This window comes from Halorubrum shenae (genome assembly GCF_051194165.1).
Classification (GTDB): Archaea; Halobacteriota; Halobacteria; order Halobacteriales; family Haloferacaceae; genus Halorubrum.
Genome location: NZ_JBLZNI010000002.1, coordinates 265,031 through 283,460, shown reverse-complemented (window position 1 = coordinate 283,460; position 18,430 = coordinate 265,031). Strand labels below are relative to the sequence as shown.

Annotated in this window: 19 protein-coding genes; 2 read left to right on the top strand and 17 right to left on the bottom strand. The window is 68.1% G+C overall.

Annotated elements, in window-relative coordinates; genetic code table 11:
* Nucleotides 1–21: 21 nt before the first annotated feature.
* From ACNS88_RS04225 to ACNS88_RS04205, 5 genes are read right to left on the bottom strand one after another with little or no spacing between them, the layout of a single operon-like run.
* Complete coding sequence (locus ACNS88_RS04225) at nt 22–720, bottom strand: phosphate signaling complex PhoU family protein (RefSeq protein ID WP_435094217.1); 699 nt, start codon at nt 718–720, stop codon at nt 22–24.
* Nucleotides 721–1,575, bottom strand: coding sequence for a phosphate ABC transporter ATP-binding protein PstB (pstB, locus tag ACNS88_RS04220; protein WP_435094215.1), 855 nt, complete (start codon nt 1,573–1,575; stop codon nt 721–723).
* 1 nt (nt 1,576) lies between these two features.
* Complete coding sequence (gene pstA / locus ACNS88_RS04215; RefSeq protein WP_435094213.1) at nt 1,577–3,355, bottom strand: phosphate ABC transporter permease PstA; 1,779 nt, start codon at nt 3,353–3,355, stop codon at nt 1,577–1,579.
* Nucleotides 3,355–4,329 carry a phosphate ABC transporter permease subunit PstC gene (gene pstC, locus ACNS88_RS04210; protein ID WP_435094211.1) on the bottom strand — a complete coding sequence of 325 codons (975 nt, stop codon included), beginning with the start codon at nt 4,327–4,329 and terminating at the stop codon, nt 3,355–3,357. Before pstC ends, pstA begins: the two co-directional genes overlap by 1 nt.
* Before the next feature lie 57 nt (nt 4,330–4,386).
* The gene (locus ACNS88_RS04205; protein ID WP_435094209.1) at nt 4,387–5,484 is read right to left on the bottom strand and encodes a PstS family phosphate ABC transporter substrate-binding protein; all 1,098 of its coding nucleotides are present in this window, start codon (nt 5,482–5,484) and stop codon (nt 4,387–4,389) included.
* A 180-nt stretch (nt 5,485–5,664) separates the two neighbouring features.
* Between ACNS88_RS04205 and ACNS88_RS04200 the strand changes: the two genes are divergently transcribed.
* Nucleotides 5,665–5,973, top strand: coding sequence for a DUF7853 family protein (locus tag ACNS88_RS04200; RefSeq protein WP_435094207.1), 309 nt, complete (start codon nt 5,665–5,667; stop codon nt 5,971–5,973).
* Between the two features lie 14 nt (nt 5,974–5,987).
* Here the strand turns inward: ACNS88_RS04200 and ACNS88_RS04195 are convergent, their stop codons facing one another.
* The 4 genes from ACNS88_RS04195 to ACNS88_RS04180 all read right to left on the bottom strand — a co-directional run bounded on the left by ACNS88_RS04195 (nt 5,988) and on the right by ACNS88_RS04180 (nt 10,358).
* Nucleotides 5,988–8,183 carry a heterodisulfide reductase-related iron-sulfur binding cluster gene (locus ACNS88_RS04195; RefSeq protein WP_435094205.1) on the bottom strand — a complete coding sequence of 732 codons (2,196 nt, stop codon included), beginning with the start codon at nt 8,181–8,183 and terminating at the stop codon, nt 5,988–5,990.
* Between the two features lie 74 nt (nt 8,184–8,257).
* Entirely contained in the window at nt 8,258–8,971 is a 714-nt protein-coding gene (locus ACNS88_RS04190; protein WP_435094203.1) for an energy-coupling factor transporter transmembrane component T family protein, read from the bottom strand.
* Nucleotides 8,968–9,741 carry an energy-coupling factor ABC transporter ATP-binding protein gene (locus ACNS88_RS04185; RefSeq protein ID WP_435094201.1) on the bottom strand — a complete coding sequence of 258 codons (774 nt, stop codon included), beginning with the start codon at nt 9,739–9,741 and terminating at the stop codon, nt 8,968–8,970. The genes ACNS88_RS04190 and ACNS88_RS04185 overlap by 4 nt, the downstream gene beginning before the upstream one ends.
* Before the next feature lie 32 nt (nt 9,742–9,773).
* Complete coding sequence (locus tag ACNS88_RS04180) at nt 9,774–10,358, bottom strand: biotin transporter BioY (protein WP_435094199.1); 585 nt, start codon at nt 10,356–10,358, stop codon at nt 9,774–9,776.
* Nucleotides 10,359–10,497: 139 nt separating this feature from the next.
* On the opposite strand from ACNS88_RS04180, the gene ACNS88_RS04175 reads away from it, so the two are divergent.
* A complete protein-coding gene (locus ACNS88_RS04175) occupies nt 10,498–11,184 on the top strand; it encodes a hypothetical protein (RefSeq protein ID WP_435094197.1) in 687 nt (228 codons plus the stop codon).
* Between the two features lie 176 nt (nt 11,185–11,360).
* On the opposite strand, the gene ACNS88_RS04170 is transcribed toward ACNS88_RS04175, so the two are convergent.
* The 8 genes from ACNS88_RS04170 to ACNS88_RS04135 all read right to left on the bottom strand — a co-directional run bounded on the left by ACNS88_RS04170 (nt 11,361) and on the right by ACNS88_RS04135 (nt 18,352).
* Nucleotides 11,361–11,804, bottom strand: a complete 444-nt coding sequence (locus tag ACNS88_RS04170; protein WP_435094195.1) for a DUF7313 family protein — start codon at nt 11,802–11,804, stop codon at nt 11,361–11,363.
* 14 nt (nt 11,805–11,818) lie between these two features.
* Entirely contained in the window at nt 11,819–12,625 is an 807-nt protein-coding gene (locus tag ACNS88_RS04165) for an NAD(+)/NADH kinase (RefSeq protein ID WP_435094193.1), read from the bottom strand.
* Between the two features lie 58 nt (nt 12,626–12,683).
* Nucleotides 12,684–14,000, bottom strand: a complete 1,317-nt coding sequence (locus tag ACNS88_RS04160) for a M28 family peptidase (RefSeq protein ID WP_435094191.1) — start codon at nt 13,998–14,000, stop codon at nt 12,684–12,686.
* An 85-nt stretch (nt 14,001–14,085) separates the two neighbouring features.
* Nucleotides 14,086–14,748: a DUF420 domain-containing protein gene (locus ACNS88_RS04155; RefSeq protein WP_435094189.1), complete on the bottom strand. Its 663-nt coding sequence runs from the start codon at nt 14,746–14,748 to the stop codon at nt 14,086–14,088.
* Between the two features lie 95 nt (nt 14,749–14,843).
* Entirely contained in the window at nt 14,844–15,896 is a 1,053-nt protein-coding gene (locus ACNS88_RS04150; protein WP_435094187.1) for an NAD(P)-dependent glycerol-1-phosphate dehydrogenase, read from the bottom strand.
* A 71-nt stretch (nt 15,897–15,967) separates the two neighbouring features.
* Nucleotides 15,968–16,669, bottom strand: coding sequence for a LysE family translocator (locus ACNS88_RS04145; protein WP_435094185.1), 702 nt, complete (start codon nt 16,667–16,669; stop codon nt 15,968–15,970).
* Between the two features lie 112 nt (nt 16,670–16,781).
* A complete protein-coding gene (locus ACNS88_RS04140) occupies nt 16,782–17,441 on the bottom strand; it encodes a metal-dependent transcriptional regulator (protein WP_435094183.1) in 660 nt (219 codons plus the stop codon).
* Between the two features lie 143 nt (nt 17,442–17,584).
* Complete coding sequence (locus tag ACNS88_RS04135; protein ID WP_435094181.1) at nt 17,585–18,352, bottom strand: DUF2103 domain-containing protein; 768 nt, start codon at nt 18,350–18,352, stop codon at nt 17,585–17,587.
* Between the last annotated feature and the right edge of the window lie 78 nt (nt 18,353–18,430).

Sequence of the window (18,430 nt, the reverse complement as noted above, 5' to 3'; positions counted from 1 at the left end):
GCGTCGGTTCGGGGGTCGCGTTCAGTAGATCAGTTCGTCGTCGCTCTCGATCATGTACAGCGTCCGAGCGGCGATGTTGACCCCGTGGTCGCCGACCCGTTCGAGGTCACGGATCGCCAGCAGTGCGCGGGAGACCTCGTCGAGCGAGTCGGCCAGGTAACCAGGGTCCGTCTCAGCGGTCCCGTTCGCCTCGATGCGGGCGCGGTCCGCTTCGAGAAGCTTCCGGACGACCGCCTCGCTGGCCCGTCGACACCGCTCATCGAGGTCGTCGTCGCGGACGTCGATCTCTCGGCAGGCGTCGGGATCGGACGCCTCGTAGGCCGCGACCGCGTCTGCGACCATGTCGCCGGCCGCGTCGCCGAGCCCGCGGAAGTCGACGGCGGGGTGGATCCCGCCGTCCTCGCCGCCGTACTCGGCGATGTTCGTCGCCAAGTCGGCGACGCGTTCGAGGTCGGTGATGATCTTGAACGAGGCGGTCACCAGCCGGAGGTCTCCGGCGACGGGCTGCTGGAGCGCGAGCAGTTCCGTACATTCGTCTTCGAGTTCGAGGTACCGGTCGTTGACCACGTGATCGCTGCCGACCACCTCGTCGGCGAGGTCGTCGTCGCCCGTCTCGGCGGCGCGGAGCGCGGTCTCGTACCGGTCGAGGACCAACTCGCCCATCGCGACCACGTCGTCTCGGAGCTCGTTGAGTCGCTCCTGGTAGTTCTCGCGGGGCATCTATCCGAACTTCCCCGTGATGTAGTCCTCCACGCGCTGTTCCTCTGGATCTTCGAAGATCTTGGTGGTGTCGTCGTACTCGACGAGCCGACCGCCGGTGAGGAACACCGCGGTTCTATCGGAGATGCGGGCCGCCTGCTGCATGTTGTGGGTAACGATGATGACGGTGTACTCCTCCGCCAGATCGTCGATGAGGTCCTCGATCTTTGAGGCCGCGACGGGGTCGAGCGCCGAGGTCGGCTCGTCCATCAGGATGACCTCCGGGTCGGCCGCGATGGCGCGGGCGATACAGAGCCGCTGCTGTTGCCCGCCGGAGAGGTCGAGTCCCGAGGAGTCGAGCTGGTCTTTCACCTCGTCCCACAGCGCGGCCCCTTTCAGCGCTTCCTCGACGCGCTCGTCGACGTCGCCCTCGTACCCCTGAATCTTCAGGCCGTAGGCAACGTTATCGCGGATCGACTTCGGGAACGGGTTCGGCTTCTGGAACACCATTCCGATCTTCCGGCGGAGGGCGACGGGATCGACGTCGTCGTCGTACACGTTTTTGCCGCCGAACTTCACCTCGCCCTCGACGCGGCACACCTCGATCATATCGTTCATCCGGTTGATACACCGGAGGAACGTTGACTTGCCACAGCCCGAGGGGCCGATGAGCGCGGTCACGCGCTTTTCGGGGATATCCATCGACACGTCGTCGATGGCCTGATCGTCGCCGTAGAAGACGTTCAGGTCGCGCGTGGCGACCGCGGTCCGATTCGAGGGTGTGGCTCGGTCGTTCGACCCGGTCTGTACGTCCGTCCTGATGAGCGAGTCGCTCGCGTCGGGTTCGGTTTCTGTCTCTGTTTCGGTGTTACTCATGTTAGTGCCCCCGCTCCGCGCGGTTTCGCAGCAGTATCGCCGTCCCGTTCATACCGATGAGAATGACCAACAGCGTGATAACGCCTGCGGCGACGACGCCGTATCGGAACTCCGCCTGTGGGAAGTTCGCCCACGCGTAGATCTGCATCGGCATTGCGCTGAACTTGTTGAACAGGCTGTTCGGCGCGCTAAACACCGTCGTCGCCGCGCCGACCATGATGAGCGGGGCGGTCTCGCCGATCGCCCGCCCGAGCGCGAGGATCGTCCCGGTGAGGATTCCGGGGAACGCCTCCGGGAGGACGACGTTCTTCGTCGTCTGCCAGCGGGTCGCCCCCATCGCGTCCGATCCCCGTCGCAGGTCGTCCGGCACCGACCGGATCGCCTCCTGCGCGGAGATAATCGTGATCGGGAGGATGAGCAGCGACAGCGTCAGCGACACCGTCACCGCGGTCCCGAAGCCCAACCCGAGCAGGTTCGCGAACAGCCCCAGTCCGAGCAGCCCGTAAACGACCGACGGGACCGCTGCGAGGTTCGCGATGTTGATCTGGAGCAGCCGCGTCAACGCGCCGACGACCCCGCTGCCTGCGGTGTACTCCTCTAAGAACACAGAGGTCGCGACTCCCAAGACGAACGACAGCACGGCGACCATCGCGATAATGATCACCGAGCCGACAATCGCCGGATAGAGGCCCGCTTCACGGGCATTTCGAGACGGTGCTTCGGTGACGAACGTCCCGCTGACCCACGAGTTCGGCGTCGGGATCCCGAACGTCTCGACGACGAGCGCCCCGACGAGCGCCCCGACGACGAGTAGGACTGGAAGCGCCAGTCCCGCCACCCCCTCGCCGACGTCGAACACGCGATGGAGGTAGACGGCGGTCGGGACGCCCGCCACGGCGATGACCAGCAGTGCGTTCGGACCGCCGACCCCGAGCCCCGCAGCTCGTCCGAACAGTCCGACTGCGGCTGCGAGGACGAGCGGAACGCCTCCCGCGACCAGCGCCGCAGTCCGGTTCCCGCGACCGTTCACCACGAGGGCGCCGGCCGCCGCGATCGGGATCGCAAGCGTCCAGAGGTAGATAAACGTCGTCGTGGGATACGTCCGGACCACTTCCCGGACGAACACGGCGAGCAATACCCCGAGGATACTCACCGGAAGGGCAGCTGTCACGGCGGTCGACGAGTTCCGGAGTCGGCCGTACGCGTACGTGAATAGCGCCGGAACGATCCCGAGCGTGTACGCGAGGAACCACAGTCGCTCGTCGAACACCAAAAAGAGGACACTGAACGCCAGTCCGATCGCGGTGCCACCGATCAGCCGTCCGACGAGCCCGAAGCCGACCGATCCGGGCCGCCCACGGGCCCCGATGTAGACGAGGTATCCGGTGAGGGGGATGACGACGACAAAGAGATACGCGAGCTGCCAGTTGAGCCGCGGAACCTGGCGGACGAACGTTTCGACCGCGGTGAAGACCGCGGCGACCGCGATAAGGCCGCCACCGGCCACGGCGACCGCGCGGCGCATCAACGCCCGATCACGGGCGCTGTACAGGCAAAAGCCAAGGAAGGGAACGACGAGCGTAAGGAAGTACGTCAACAGCCACAGGGGGCTCGCGTTCGCCAGATCGAAGGCGTCGATCGTGACGTAGATGAGCAACACCGCGAGCGCAAAGATCCCCAGCACGCTCGCGCCGAGAGAGAGGTACTCGAAGATGATCCCCCGGACGCGGCTCACCTCGCCGAACTCCTCGACGCGCGCGGTGTCGGTGTCAGTCGCCATCAGTACTCCTCCCGGTATCGTTCCGCGATGATGTCACTGAGCACGTTCATTACAAGGGTCACCACGAACAGCGTGAGTCCGAGCGCGAACATCGCGTCGTACGGGGTGGTCCCGCCCGTCAGGTCGCCGCCAGCGATCTGCACCATCGCGACGGTGATCGTCATCCCGGACTGCAAGAGCGTGTCGGCGGGGTTGATAAACGGGATCCCGAAGAGCCCATCTTGGACCGCAGGCATCCTCGCCTGCGCGCCCATCGCGACGACGACGATCATCGTCTCACCGATCGCCCGCGAGACAGCGAGAATGTACGACGAGGCGATTCCGGAGATCGAGGCGGGGACGACGATTCCGGTCGACACCTCGAACTTGGTCGCACCGAGCCCGTACCCGGCCTGTCGCAGGTCATCGGGCACGGCGCTCATGGCGTCTTCGGATATCGACGAGACCATCGGAATCGTCATGATTCCGACCATCAACGACGCTGACAGCGCGTTGAACGTACTCATCTCCGGGAACAGCGTCGCCTTCAACGCCGGGGTGACGTACACCAGCGCGAAGTACCCGTACACGACCGTCGGGATGCCCGCGAGGATCTCCAAGAGCGGTTTCAGTATCGAGCGCGCGTTCGAGGTCGCGTACTCGCTGAGATAAATCGCGGTCAACGTTCCAACCGGAAGCGCGACGAATCCCGCCGTGATCGTCACGGTGAGCGTTCCGATGACCAAGGCGACGATACCGAACGACTGCCCGCCTCCGCGCGGATTCGGGCTCCAGCTGGTACTGGTCAGGAACTCGGTGATCGGTACCTCGGCGAAAAACACCAGTGCGTCCGACAGCAGGGTCGCAATGATGGCGACCGTCGTTAGCAGGGTGATTACTGCGCACGCGGCGAAGAACCCTCCGTAGGTCCCCTCCTTCAGTCGTGTGAGTCCGCTCCGTCGCTGTAGATCCGGACTCTCGGTGCTATCTGTCACGGACGGTCGGTGATCGAACGCTGTCGTAAATCAATACACCGGTTCATGACGCGTGGCTCAGCCCTGCGCCTGCTCGATCGCGTCTTCGAGAACCTGCATCTGCTCTTCCTTCGTCGACTCGGTCGCGGGGACGTACCCGACGTCGCCGGCGACGAGGTCCTCGTTGGTGGTCTGGCCGACGAAGTAGCGGGCGAACTCGGCGACGTGCTCCTTGGAGAGCGACGAGATCGACGGGTACGTGAACAGCGGCCGCGAAAGCGGCGCGTACTCGCCGGACGACGCGGTCTCCAGGTTCGGTTCGACTGGCCCGTTGCCGTTGTCGACGGCCACCGGCGTGATCTGATCCTGGTTCTGGTACCAGTAGGCGAAGCCGAAGTAGCCGATCCCGTACTCGCTACCCTCGACGCCCGCGGCGATCGTGTTGTCCTGCTCGGTCGCCTGGTAGTCGTCGGTGTGCCCACGTTCCGCGCCCATGACGTTCTCGAGGAAGTAGTCGTACGTGCCCGAGGTGTCGGCCGCGCCGAACCGCTCGATCTCCTCGTCGGGCCACTCGTCGTTGACGTCGCTCCACAGCTCCGCCGCGTCGGACTCCCAGATCTGCGCGATCTCCTCGACGGTCATCTCCGTCGCCCAGTCGTTTTCGTTGTTGATCACGACCGTAAGCGCGTCTGTTGCCGCGACGAGCTCGACGTATTCGACGTCGTTCTCGGCGCAGAGATCCTGTTCTTCCTGTTTAATCGGCCGGCTCGCGTTGTTGAAGTCGGTCTCACCGACACAGAAGAAGTTCGAGAACCCGCCGCCCGAGCCCGTCGAACTGACGTCGATCCGGACATCCGGATGTTCCTCGGCGAAGTCCTCGGCGACCGCGCTCATCAGCGGGAAAACGGTCGACGACCCGGCGATGTTGATCGCCCCTGACAGCGAGTCGGAACCGTCCGAGCCGTCCGAGCCGTCCGAGCCGTCCGAGCCGTCCGAGCCGTCCGAGCCGTCGGAACCGTCTGAGCCGTCCGAGCCGTCCGAGCCGTCTCCGGAGCCGCCGTCGCCCCCCTCAGTCTCGGTACATCCCGCGAGCGCGAGCGCTCCCGCACCGGCGAGCGCCGCAAGCGATTTCCGCCGCGTGATCCCGTTCGCGTCCGCGTCGTGGCTTGGTGCCATCACCTGATCGACATTGTCTTCGACATAAGTACTATGCTATGAGGTGTACCCCCCCGTCAGTATTACTTAGGTGATCTATGTACGCTATATAGATGCCGCAGGCCGACGATCGCGGCCCCCGGAGCGCCCGTTTTGCACGCCCGGCGTATCTTTAAGACCTTCCGTGTGAAGACCCGGACCATGAGCTCTCCGAGGAACGGAGACCCAATCCGACTCTCGCTCTCCCTTGAGGAGGCGTGGGTCGCCCACGCCGCACTGTTCCACGCGGGCGAGGCCGCCGTCGCCGCCGGCGACGACGCCCCCGGGGAGTGCAGGCTGCTCCGAAGCATCGAACGTGACCGCGCGCTCACCCCGGACGGCGCCGCACTCCTCCGCGACGCGCTGATCGATTACCTCGGCGACGCCCCCGTGCGCGATCGGGCGCCGGGGCGGGCCCTGCTGCGTCGGATCGACGACGCGGTCGAGTCGCGGTCGCGGTCGACCAGCTGAGACGCGCGGCGCGACTACGACCCCGCCTCCACCGCCTCGATCAGCAGTTCCGCGACGTCGACGATCTCCACGTCGTCCTCGAAGTCGCCCGTTTTCCGGCCGTCCTCGAACATCGTCGTACACATCGGGCAGGCGACGACGAACTTCTCGATCGCGTCGCCCGCGTCGGTGTCCTCGACCGCCTCGCGGAGGCGCTCTTCGCTCGGCTTGATCTCTTCTTCGTGTTCGGTCCAGAGGCCGCCGCCGCCGCCGCCACAGCAGAACGAGTCCTCGCGCGAGCGCGGCATCTCGTGGAGGTCGGCGCCGGTCTCGCGGATCAGCTCGCGGGGCGCCTCGTACTCGTCGTTGTACCGGCCGAGGTGACACGGGTCGTGGTAGGTGACGGTGTAGTCGAGTTCGTCGCCGGACAGGTCGAGTCGCCCCTCGTCGACCAGCGTTTCGACTACCTGCGTCCAGTGGAACACGCCGGTCTCCCCGTCGGCGTTCCACGGTTCCTCGCGGTCGAACGGCATCATCGGGTCGTCCGCGAACTCGGCGAAGTCGACCTCGGGGTACTCGTTTTTGATGGTGTTGTACGAGTGCGGGTCGGTACAGACGATCGAGTCGAACTCGCAGTCCGCGAACGTCTCGACGTGGTGGCCCGCCAGCTCGAGGTAGAGGAACTCCTCGCCGATCCGCCGGATGTCGTTGCCGTCCGTCTTCTCGTCGTCGAACAGAATTCCGAACGACACGTCGGCCTCGTCAAACAGGCGGGCGAGCGCGCGGGCGACTTTCTTGTTCCGGTCGTCGAAGCTCGGGTAGTCGCCGACGTACCAGAGGTACTCCACCTCGCGCTCGCGGGCGTCCGGAACGTCGACCGCCTCGTCGAGGTCGTCGATCCAGTCGCCGCGGCTCGACTGCGACTCGCCGAAGGTGTTCCCCTTCTGCATCACGTCCTGGAACACGTCTTGGAGGTTCGAATCGACCGCGCCCTCGTCGACCAGCTGGCGGTTCAGCTTTGTGAACGACGTGAGGTGTTCGATGTCGACCGGGCAGGCGTCCATACAGGCCATACACGACATACACGACTCCATCGACTCGCTCGCGATCACGCCGCCCTCGTCGGCGACGATGGGGACGGTCCCGCCGTCGGAGGCGGCGGCGGAACTGGCCACGCCGCCGTCGGTCGCGACCGATCCCCCGCCACCCGCACCCGCCACCGGGTCGTCGCTCACGGACTCGCGGTACGCCTTTAAATCGAGGATGACGTCCCGCGGGTCGAGGTTCCGGCCGACGGTCTCGGCCGGGCAGGCCGACGAACAGCGCCCGCACTTCGTGCAGGCGTCGCCGTCCATGAGCTCCTTCCAGGTGAAGTCGTCGAGCGACTCTGCGTTGGTGTGATCGAGGTCGGCGGGGACGTTGGGGAGTCGCGCGCCCGCGTTGTTGTCGCGGGCGACGACGTTCGCGAACGAGGAGATCATGTGGAACGGCTTCGCGTACGGGATCCACGCGATGAAGGCGAACGCCAACAGCGAGTGGCTCCACCAGACGACGCCGTAGATCGCCTCGGCGCCCGCGGGTGTCAGCCCGACCCACCGGAACCCGGCGGCCATCGCCATGCCGATGAAGCTCACCGTTTCGTCGGCTCTCGCGGGCTGGCCGACGATACCGAGCGCCTGGACGACGAAGCCGCCGATACCGAGCGCGAAGAGAGTCCAGACGAAGGCGTCGTCCTCCATCGAGGTGTGTTTCCCCCACAGTCGCCCGTCGCGGTTCCGGTAGCGGCGGTACATGGCCATGCCGACGCCGACGATGAACAGCAGGCCGAACGCGTCGACGACGAACTGGTAGGCCAGGTAGAAGTCGCCGACCCAGAAGGACTCGCCCGCGAGCGGGCGGTACACGTCGATGTCGAACCCGAGGATGGTCGTCGCGACGAGCAGGGTGAGAAAGCCCCACAGCACGAACGTGTGCATCACGCCCGCGTACAGGTCCCGGTCGAACTGGTTCTCGTTCGACATGACCGTCTTGGTCGCCGCGACGGTCCGGGCGGGGAGGTTCGACAGCCGGTCGCGCGGGTCCTCGCTCCCGCGGGTGTACGCCGCAAACCGGGCGTACACCCCGTAGCAGAACACGAGGATCGCGACCACGGCGAGCCAGTAGAACGCGGCCTTCCCGACCGGACCTATCGTCCAGAACGTCTCCCGGGTGGCCGCCTGCAAGGGAGTCATGATCGATCAGGCGGATACGGCGGGGTTAAAACTTGCCACAACGCGGGGCACGTCGTCCGGCGTTTCTCGAGCGGCTACACGAGAGGGACGGCGGCCGCCGCCAGCAGCCCCCCGCCGAGCGCGAGCGCCGGGTAGTCCGCGGGACCGAGCGCCAGCCGCGGGAGCGTCGGGTTCCACGCGAAACACCGGGCGTTCAGCGCGGTCCCGAGTCGGTCGGCCCGCCCGAACGCCCGGTTGATTCCCGCAACGGCGACGAGCCGCATTCGGTCGCGGACCGGAAGCGCGTCGCCGCCGCGGGCGTGGACCGCCTCCCGCGCCGTCAGCAGGTCCCGCTTTAAGAGGGGAAGAAACCGGAACACGAGCGCGACACCGGTTCCCAAGAACTGTCCGGACTTCCCCGGCACCGAGCGCTGGATCGCCGCCCGCGACCCTCGAACCGGCGTCGACCTGACGTAGCCGGCGGCGACGACGAGGATCAGCAGGACCCGGTAGCTCGCGAGCCCCGTGGTCGCGGCGCGCTCGATCCGGAACCACGGCGCGCCGAGCGTCACGCCGGCGACGAGGGGCGCGACGAGAAGCACCGGGAACGCGGCTCGGTAGGTCCACAGGTCGCGGGTGCCACCGCCGGAGAGCCGCAGGCAGGCGACGGCGAGGAGGGTGAGCGCGGTGAGCCCCCTGGGAGTCGTGTACGCGTACGCGGCCGCCGCGAACCCGACCTGCACGAGGAGCTTCGACCGGGGGTCGAGCCGGTGAGCGAGCGAGTCCCCGGGGACGTACGAGAGGGTCACGAGTCGGAAGGGGCGTCGGGGGCGTCTGCGGGCCGGTCGTCGAACCGCTCCGATGGAACCCGTACGTCGAGCCCCGGCAGCTCTGCGGCGGCCGTCTGCGGCGCGTCGTCGACGGCGACTCGCCCGGCCGACAGCCCCACCACCCGATCCGCGAGTTCGAGCACGTCGCGGAGGTCGTGGGTGACGACGATCACGCTCGTCCCGGTCGCGCGGAGTTCGCGCAGGCGGTCGAGCACCGCTCGCCGGGCCGGCTCGTCGAGCCCGGTGAACGGCTCGTCCAAGACGAGGTGGTCGGGCTCCATCGCGAGCGCGCCCGCGATCGCGACGCGCTCGCGCTCGCCGCCCGAGAGACTCGCGGTCCGGTCGTCCTCTCGGCCTGCCATGTTCACTGCGTCGAGCGCGTCGTCGACCCGCCGGTCGATCGCGGCGTGTGAGAGTCCGAGATTTTCCGGGCCGAACGCCACGTCGGCCCCGACGGTGGCCGCGACCAGCTGGTCGCGGGGGTCCTGAAACACCATGCCGACCGCGGTTCGGGCGGCAACGAGGTCGTCGCTCACCGGCGTCCCGTTGACCGAGACCGTCCCGGCGACGGGGTCGACGAGCCCGTTGAACGTCCGGACGAGCGTCGTCTTGCCGGAGCCGTTCGCGCCGGCGACGATCAGGAACTCGCCGTCCGGGATCGAGAGGGTCACGTCGTCGACCGCGACGACGCCGGTATCGTCGTCTGAGCCGCCGCCGTATCGGCAGATGACGCCGTCGACGTCGATCACGATCGCACCTCGGAGTTGATCACGGCGTCACCTCATGCGGCCGCGATCGCGTCCGAGCGTACGACGCCGACCGCAGCGGCGACTTTCGCGGCCTCCGCGGGGAGGAACACGGCCGCGCCGGTGACGAACGCCTCCACAAGAGTGAGCTCGGGGAGCACAACCGCCAGCCCAACGACGCCGAACGCGTAGATGGTGACGACGCCGGCGGCCATCGCGCCGACGAGGGTACCAACCCCGATCGCGCCGAGGTCGCGGAGGTCAGTCCCGCGGTGGACGATCGCCCCGACCAGCGCCGCAGCGATCGGGTACGACCAGAGGTAGCCGGCCGTCGAGCCGACGAGCACGCCGAAGCCGGCAGAGCCGTTCGCGAACACCGGGGCTCCGAGCGCCCCGGCGAGCAGGTAGAAGACGAGCGCTGCTCCGCCCCAGACCGGACCGAGGTAGATCCCGGCGAGGAACACGCCGAGCACCTGTAGTGTCACCGGTGCAGGCGAGAGCGGGAACGGGAACGAGACGTACGCGAACGCGCCGATGAGCGCGGCGAACAGCGCCGCACGGGCGAGGTTCGTTGCGGCCTCGTCGCCGACGAGATCCACCGACTCCGTATTGGTTGCCATGTCTCCGACATCCTCGTAAACCAACTTGAATATACTGGTTGACGACGGGGCGATCCTCGGTCGTCTCCGCTCGAGACCGCCAGGGCTCGCCGAGTTTGGACGCGAGACTTATTTACTGTCGGGGCGTATCACCCCGCCCATGGACGAGAAGACCGCCGATCTCCGCGATATCTTCGTCGAGACCACCGGGTCCGACACGGTCACCGAGCGGCAGGCGGAGTCGCGCGGGACGCTCACTGACCGCGACGGGGCGGCGGTCGGCGAGCGGGTCCGCGAACTCGTCGCCGCGATGCGCGAGCGGTACGACTTCTCGACCGACTTCGACGACGCGACCTACGCCCGGATCGCTCGCGGGCGCTTCGAGGAGGCGGACGACGAGGCGATCGCGACCGCGCTCGCGGAGGTGCGCGAGGTGGACGGGGACAGCGAGGGTGCCGGGGAGGAGAGTGGAGTCGACTCGGAAGCCGCGCCCGTCGTCGACCCCGCGGCCGTCCGCGACGCGCGGTTTAGCCTCCACCTCGTCCGCGAGTCCGACCGCGAGGTCGACGGCGACGCGTTCGACTACGCCGACCTGAAGCAGCTGACCGCCGAGGGGCGCTCGATCGTCGAGTGTGCAGACGTCCTCGACGCCGACCCCGACACCGTCGCGAAGTACGCCCGCGTCGCCCGCGTGGACCTGACTTCCACCCGGGCGAACGACCGGTTCCGCGACGAGTTCCGCGACCTCCTCACCGACGCCGAGCTCGAGGGTTCTCACGCCGAGACCGCTCGCAACGACGGGCTCGAAGAGGCGACCAAGGATATGGAGACAGACACGATCTTATAAATAACAGCGCTGTTGACGCGTGCGACTTACGCGTCTGCGGCCCGCTCGTCGGCGGCACCACTGCATCGTCGTTTATCAGGAACCGTCGCCGTCGCTTCCGTCTTTTTTCACGGAGCGTCTGCATCTCGATCGACGCCGGCCGAAGGCGGAACCCGGTCCGCCGGGCCGCGCTCACCTCACGCGACGATGAACTGGTTCCATATCCCCGAGACGAGGAAGAACAGCGAGTAGTAGGCGACGAACACCATCAAGACCAACGAAGCGGCGATCGAGCTCTTCGGGGCCTCGATCGGCATATCGTTTCGCGCCTCGACGTTGCGTGCCTCCAGCTCGAACAGGTCGGCGATCAACATCGTGATCACGATCACCGCGAGGATCGTTCCACTGATCGGTGCGGCGACGACGAACAGGAGCGTCAAGAGTAGTAGCCCGATGTTTGTGAACGCGTGAAGCGTATGCGGCTCGACGCTCTCGCCGTCGCTCCCTTGGTCAACGTGGTGCCGGTGCGCGATGTGCCGGGTCGCGAGATTTGCGACCGCCATCACGAGTATCGCGTACGGCAGCATCGGTCCGACTTCGGACAGCCAGCCGAGCGGAACGAGGAACTGCAGTGGGTCCATACCGACACATCCGGTCACGAGTTATTAGAGTGTTTCCGATCGGTTCGCTCGCGACACCCCCTCGGCGCCGCGAACGCGACCTGACCGACCGTCTCGATCTCGATCGGCCGGTGTGGCTCGACGGTGCCGCGCCGCTCGCCGTCGACCACGAGTACGATCGGCTCGTCTTCCCGCTCGACGGTAAGCCGAAGCCGTTCCGTCGCGATCCACGCGTCAGTGTGGGTGCTGAACGGGGCGATCGGGACGACCGAGAGTCCGCCGCCGGGCTCCACGAGTGGGCCGCCGGCGGCGTTCGCGTACCCGTCGCTCCCCAGCGGCGTCGCGACGACGATGCCGTCGGCGCGGACCGACTCGGTCTGCCCGCGCGGAAACCCGACTGCGAACTCCGAGATCCGCGCCGGCTCGTCGGTGACGACGGTGACATCGAACGCGGCCCGCACAGCGACGTCGGTCCCGCCATCGACGGCGAGGACCGGGTGCGTGACACGCCTGACGGGGTCGGCGGCTGCCGATCCGTCGAGCAGCCGTCTGAGAGCTTCGACGGCTTCGTCGCGGTCGAACGCGAGCCGACGGTCGGCGACGGGGACCACCGTGCAGTTCGGCGCCGTCACGACCGCGTCGCGAACGGCCTCGTCTCCGACCGCCACGAGGAGGTCGGCGCCGGGGGCGTCGCCGCTGATCGTCGCCGTGTCGCCGTTCGCCTCGCCGCTCGCATCCGTCGGGGTAGCGAGGCGTCCCCCGGCGTCCCGGACCGCGGCTCGGAGCTCCGACGTTCGTCCGTCGTCACCGACGACGGCAACGCGGCGTTCCGACGCTTCCATGTCTGGGAGTGCGATCGGCCGGGGTGAAAACCTCCCGGTTCGCGGCCGGCACGTTCGGCTAGAACGGCCAGTCGCCGGTGATCTTCATGCCCGTCGCCTTCCCTTCCCGCTCGAGCGCGGCCGCGATCTCGTCGGTCGGCCTCCGCGTGGTCGACACGTCGTCGCCGGCGAGGTCGACGACGAGCGCCGTCAGCAGGATCGCCTGCTCGCGGAGGGTCCGGGACTCGAGCTTGTCGAGCGTGTCCGCGCCGGTGTGGCCCCACCCCCGGCCGCGTCCCTCCGTTTCCCCGGAAACCATGTAGCCGGGGATCCCGCGCTCGACGAACGGCCAGTGGTCGCTGTGCGGGACCAGCTTCTCGCCGAGCGCGATCGGGTGGTCGAACCGGTCGCTCACGCGCTCGCCGGCCGCCTCTAACGCGTCGAACCCGTGGTGATCGAGCTTCAGGGTGCGACCGAACACGTTGCTGTCGACGTTGATCACGGCCTTGACGCGGTCGGGATCGACGCTCGCGGCGAACCGCGAGGAGCCGACGAGGCCGACCTCCTCGGCGCCGAAGCCGACGAACCGCACCCTCGTGTCGAGCGCCGTTTCCCGAGCGGCGAGGGCGTTGGCGACCTCGACGAGCGTCGCCGTGCCGGCGCCGTTGTCCATCGCCCCCTCCGCGAGGTCGTGAGCGTCGACGTGGCAGGAGACGACGAGGAACTCGTCGGTGTCGGGACCGATCTCGGCGACCGCGTTCCCGCTCGTCGCGTCGGGGGTCTCGCAGTCGACGGCGACGGTGAGCTCCTCGCCCTCGCGTCGGCGCGCGAGACGGGCGCCGGTCTCCTTCGAGACGCCGACCGCCGGGATCTCGCCGATCGGCGCGTCTGCGGTGCCGACGCTCCCGGTCGGCGGCAGCGTCCCCTCGACGTGGTTCGCGAAGACGAAGGCGGCGGCGCCGGCCTCCACCGCGTGGTAGTACTTCTCTCGCCGGTGAATGAACCGGTCGACGGAGTCGGGGGTGTCCGATGAGACCATCACGACCGTCCCGGTCAGGTCCCCGTCGAAGTCCTCGGGGACGCCGTATCCCAGATCGACGAACTCGCCGGTCGCCTCGCCGCTCGGGCTGCGCGGGAGCGCGACGCAGGCGTTCATCCCGCTCGCGACGACTTCCTCGCCGCGTCGGATCTCGCTGCCGCCGCGCTTCCAGCCCTGAATCTCGAACTCGTCGATCCGCGCCTCGCGCGCCCCGGCGTCGGCCAGCGCGTCGCGGGTCAACTCGAGCCCGGCGCGCTCGCCGTCAGAGCCGGCCATGCGGTCGCCGATGTCGACGAGTGATTCGAGGTGGTCCCAGCCGATATCGCTCGTGAAGACGTCGCCGATCCAGTCGGTCATGCCTGTGGGTGACCGGGGCGCGGGTCAAGCGTTTCGGTGGCGGCGGGCGAGGCCGGATTGGCGTGTCTCGACGATGACGGGGGCGCTACAGCCCGGGGACCACCGGAATCAGCGCCGCCGCGGCCTCGGCGGCCGCGAACGTCGAGTCGTACGCGTGGTTCAACATGAGGTAGGTGACGACGCCGAGCACGAGCGAGAGGAGCCACGCGCTCGCGGCGATCCGACCGACCCGGCGGTGCGGGGTCTCGTTCCGGAGTTCCGTCTCCGAGTGTGTGAGCCCGAGGACGACGGCGTAGAGGACGACGGGCACGGCGACGACGGAGAGGATGATGTGAATCGCGAGCATGAGGAGGTACGCGTAGTAGATCCAGTCCCACAGGGGCACCCACGCGTACGCCGACTCCAAGACGAACTCTCGCGTCCCGCCGCCGGCGACCTTCGGGAGGTACAGCCCGAGGAACACGAGGATGAGGGCGAACGAGGTCGTCATCGCCGCCGCGTGTTTCTTCACTTCGTCATTGCGGATCCAGTACCACCCCAGCGAGAGCGTGACGATCGCGACAGTGTTGACGGCGGCGATGGCGTGTGCGAGCAGGTCGACGGTGCCTCGCGTCAGCTCCGGGAACAGCGCCTGAAACTGGGGGACGAGGAATACGCCGCCGACCGCGCCGTAGCCGACAACCGTGAGGAGTACGGTGATCGCGCCGGCCCGCCCTTTGGCCCGGTCGCGAACGCTAACGGTGGACATACGCGTGGTTGTCGCGGGACGGTTATTTCGCTTTCGAGGGCGGGACGGGTCGCTGGTCGTTGCGGGCGCGGAGCGGTCCACGCCCTGACCCGTCCTCACCGGTCGATCACGCCCGTCGCCGTCGCGACCTCGATCGCGGCCGCCTCGTTGATCCCGCCCTGCAGGATCGTGTATCGGTCGCGGATCTCGTGGGCGCTCGTGAGGGCGGCGATCAGCTCCGCGTCGTCGAGGCCGAGCTCGGCGGCGGTCGTCGGGGCGTCCAACTCGGCGAGCGCGTCGCGGATCGCGGTCCACTCTCCGTTCTCGCCGCTGTGGAGGTACTCCGTCATGATCGAGGCGACGCCGACCTGGTGGCCGTGGAGCGCCCTCCCCGGCGCGCTCCGGTCGAGCTGGTGGGAAATGAGGTGTTCCGCGCCGGAGGCGGGCCGAGACGAGCCCGCGATCGACATCGCGACGCCGGAGGAGACGAGCGCCTTCACGACGACCCACGCCGACTCCTCTAACCCCGGTCGGATCATGTCGGCGTTCTCGACGAGCAGCTCCGCGGTCATCTCAGAGAGCGCGCCCGCGTACTCGCTGTACTCGACGTTTCGGAGCCGGCGGGCGAGCCGCCAGTCTTTCACCGCGGTGTAGTTCGAGATGATGTCCGCACAGCCCGCGGTGGTGAGCCGCCACGGGGCCTCCGCGATCAGCGTCGTGTCCGCGACGACCGCGAGCGGCGGGTCGGCCGCGACCGAGTGGCGCGTGTCTCCCTCGGGGATCGAAGAGCGGCCCGAGACGATGCCGTCGTGGGACGCCACCGTTGGGACGGAGACGAAGCCGACGCCGAGGTGGTCGGCGGCCATCTTCGCGATGTCGATCGGCTTTCCGCCGCCCAAGGCGATCAGGTAGCCGGGATCGATCGCCTCCGCGGTCTCGGTGAGCTCCTCGACGGCGTCGAAGGAGGCCTCCTCGACGACGGCCGTCGCGGGGTCGTCGAACTGCGCACGCACCCGGTCGCCGGCGATGTCGTTCGGCGTCGGGCTCGTCACGATCAGCGGCCGTCCCGTGAGGTACAGCTCGCCGACCGCCTCCCCGAGGTCGTCGAGGACGCCGTGGCCCACGAGCACGTTCCGCGGGAGCTTGATCCACGTGGTCTTCTCGAACATACCGGCCGGTCGCACCCGCGAGTGAAAGCCGTTGTCCATGTCGGTCGCGGGGTGGTGGGTACTCGACGCTCTCACCAGAGCCCGAGCGCCGCCAGCGTCGTCGCCGCGTCGTAGAGGAAGTAGACGCCGAATCCCGCGAGCACGATCGCGGAGCCGACCGCGATCAGCGGCGCGAACGTCTCGATCCGTCGCTCGGCGGCGACGAGCCCGGTCGGGAACCCCACGATCCACAGCAACACGCCGAGGAAGAACCCGCCGATGAGCGCCGGGGAGCCGGTGGCGACCACGAACGTCCCGGCGAGGTCCGCGCCGATGACGGGGAGCCGAGCGAGTACGTCGAGCTCGCCGGGGCGGAGGAGTCCGACGCCGATCGTCAGCCAGAACAGCACCTGATACGGGTTCGTCAAGGCGAGCACCAGCGCCTTTTGGAACCCCTTCCCCTCCGCGACGATGGGATCGTCGCCCGCGGTGGGGCGGAACGATGCCCGCGCGCCCTGAGCCGCGCCGACGGCGAAGTACAACATGAGGACGCCGCCGACGGCGACCATGGCGCCCTGCAACAGCGGGAACGACTCCACGATCGCCACGACGCCGACGTACGCGAGCAGGAAGAATATCGCGTCGGCGGTCGCGGCGCCGAGCCCGGCACGGAAGCCGGCGAAGCGACCGCGTAGCACCGATTCCTCGGCGATCACGGCGTTCATCGGTCCGGGCGGGGCCGCGAGCGCCAGCCCGAAGACGACGCCGGCGCCGAGCGTTACGAGGAGACTCACACCGTTTGGGAGGTCCGTTTTCGTGAAAAGCCTCGCGAACGAACGCTGGTCGTCACAGGGGAGGAAGCCCCACTGATGGACGAGTGTGGACGGTGGCGGCCGAAAGTCGGGATTACTCCGCGTCCTCGACCCGGATCGAGCGGGCGACCTCGGCCGGGAGGCTCTGCTCGCCGGTCGGCGTCGCCACGGTCACCATCCCGAACGGGGCGACGTCGACGACCTCGATCTCGGTGCCCGGCGTGATCCCGGCGTCGGCGAGGTACTCGAGTTCGTCCTCGTTGCGGTCGGAGACGCGAGCGACGATCACGCGATCGCCCTCTTCGCGGTCCGCGAGCCGCGCGCCGCTCCCCTCGTCGACCGGTTCGAGGTCCGCGCCCGGAATCGGGTCCCCGTGCGGGTCGACGACGGGGTCACCGAGCGCCTCCGCCACGCGCCGCTCGAACGCCTCGGAGATGTGGTGTTCCAAGGCGTCGGCCTCCTCGTGGACCTCGCTCCAGTCGTAGTCGAGCCGCTCGGCGAGGAACGCCTCCAACAGCCGGTGGTGACGGACGATCTCTAGGGCGACCGCCTCGCCCTCCGCAGTCAGCTCGGCGCCCTGGTACGGCTCTCGCTCGACGAGCCCGCGATCCTCTAGCTTGCCCAGCATATCGGTGACCGACGGAGAGGTCTTGTCGAGATACTCCGCGATCGCCGACGTCGAGACGGGCGGACCCTGCTCGGACTGGAGGACGTAGATCGCCTTCAGGTAATCCTCCATCACGTCGCTCAGCATTTATAAGCGATCGCGCGCGCCGGCGGAAATACCTACCGGGAGTCGGTTCGGACGGCGGCTCTCCGCGAGTCCACTCGACTCGCTTCGTTCGTCTCGTTCCCTCGCGTGGTCCCGTTCGCTCCGCTCACGGGACCGCCACGAACTCATTCGTCCTGCAGCTCTGCGTCCCGTAGCGCCTCGTTGAGGTCCTCGCGGACGCGCTCGCCGGTCTCGCGATCCATCGCGGTGGTGACGATCCGATTCTCCTGCACGCTGGATCCGTCCCGCAGGAGGAGCCGGACGTTCCCGTTGGTCCCGGCTCGCGTCGCCTTCGCGCGCAGCCCCGTGCGTGAGCCGGTGCCGCCGGCGTCGATCGGGCCGGGGACGATCTTCTTGACGTGGGGGTGTTGCGCGACCGTGCTGACCGCCTTCCGGCCCTTGCGGTCGCCGATGAGCGTCGAGTGCGACCCGCCGATCTTCTTCCGCGGCGGCGTCTCGACGACCTCCAAGGCGCGGTCACCGCGTCGGTCGAGCACCCACGAAACGACGGGAGTCACCTGCTCGTCACTGTCGTCGGCCTCCTCGTCGACCCCCGCGTCGGGAACGCGGTAGAACTCGTGGTGGACCTGCGCGCGCGTTTCACGGAGCGGGTCTCGGGCGCCGGCGGCGTAGACCGTCTCGGGGCGCTTGCGGCGGATCTCGTCGGCGACACGTCCGGCGAAGTTGCGGAGCTGGATCTCGGTCAGCTGCTCGTCGCTCTCGGGTCGGGTGGTCACGGTCGTCTCGCCGACGACCTCGTCGTCGTCCAGGATCGTGAGCCGGGCGCGATCCTCTCGAAACTCGACGACGACCGCGTCGGCGTTGGCGGTGTTGCAGGTGAGACAGAAGTCCCCGGGCTTGCGGAGCGGGGTTCCACACCGCCGACAGTTCATAGCGACCGGAGGGCCCTGACGGGTAAAAGCGCGTCCGTTCGGCGCGTCGCAGAAGCAACCCATATACTGGAGCCGGTC

What these genes read in the sequence shown, in the direction of transcription:
- ACNS88_RS04225 (WP_435094217.1), bottom strand. Translation starts at nt 720, where the DNA reads ATGCCCCGCGAGAACTACCAGGAGCGACTCAACGAGCTCCGAGACGAC.
- pstB (WP_435094215.1), bottom strand. Translation starts at nt 1,575, where the DNA reads ATGAGTAACACCGAAACAGAGACAGAAACCGAACCCGACGCGAGCGAC.
- pstA (WP_435094213.1), bottom strand. Translation starts at nt 3,355, where the DNA reads ATGGCGACTGACACCGACACCGCGCGCGTCGAGGAGTTCGGCGAGGTG.
- ACNS88_RS04205 (WP_435094209.1), bottom strand. Translation starts at nt 5,484, where the DNA reads ATGGCACCAAGCCACGACGCGGACGCGAACGGGATCACGCGGCGGAAA.
- ACNS88_RS04200 (WP_435094207.1), top strand. Translation starts at nt 5,665, where the DNA reads ATGAGCTCTCCGAGGAACGGAGACCCAATCCGACTCTCGCTCTCCCTT.
- ACNS88_RS04195 (WP_435094205.1), bottom strand. Translation starts at nt 8,183, where the DNA reads ATGACTCCCTTGCAGGCGGCCACCCGGGAGACGTTCTGGACGATAGGT.
- ACNS88_RS04180 (WP_435094199.1), bottom strand. Translation starts at nt 10,358, where the DNA reads ATGGCAACCAATACGGAGTCGGTGGATCTCGTCGGCGACGAGGCCGCA.
- ACNS88_RS04175 (WP_435094197.1), top strand. Translation starts at nt 10,498, where the DNA reads ATGGACGAGAAGACCGCCGATCTCCGCGATATCTTCGTCGAGACCACC.
- ACNS88_RS04170 (WP_435094195.1), bottom strand. Translation starts at nt 11,804, where the DNA reads ATGGACCCACTGCAGTTCCTCGTTCCGCTCGGCTGGCTGTCCGAAGTC.
- ACNS88_RS04165 (WP_435094193.1), bottom strand. Translation starts at nt 12,625, where the DNA reads ATGGAAGCGTCGGAACGCCGCGTTGCCGTCGTCGGTGACGACGGACGA.
- ACNS88_RS04160 (WP_435094191.1), bottom strand. Translation starts at nt 14,000, where the DNA reads ATGACCGACTGGATCGGCGACGTCTTCACGAGCGATATCGGCTGGGAC.
- ACNS88_RS04155 (WP_435094189.1), bottom strand. Translation starts at nt 14,748, where the DNA reads ATGTCCACCGTTAGCGTTCGCGACCGGGCCAAAGGGCGGGCCGGCGCG.
- ACNS88_RS04150 (WP_435094187.1), bottom strand. Translation starts at nt 15,896, where the DNA reads ATGTTCGAGAAGACCACGTGGATCAAGCTCCCGCGGAACGTGCTCGTG.
- ACNS88_RS04140 (WP_435094183.1), bottom strand. Translation starts at nt 17,441, where the DNA reads ATGCTGAGCGACGTGATGGAGGATTACCTGAAGGCGATCTACGTCCTC.
- ACNS88_RS04135 (WP_435094181.1), bottom strand. Translation starts at nt 18,352, where the DNA reads ATGAACTGTCGGCGGTGTGGAACCCCGCTCCGCAAGCCCGGGGACTTC.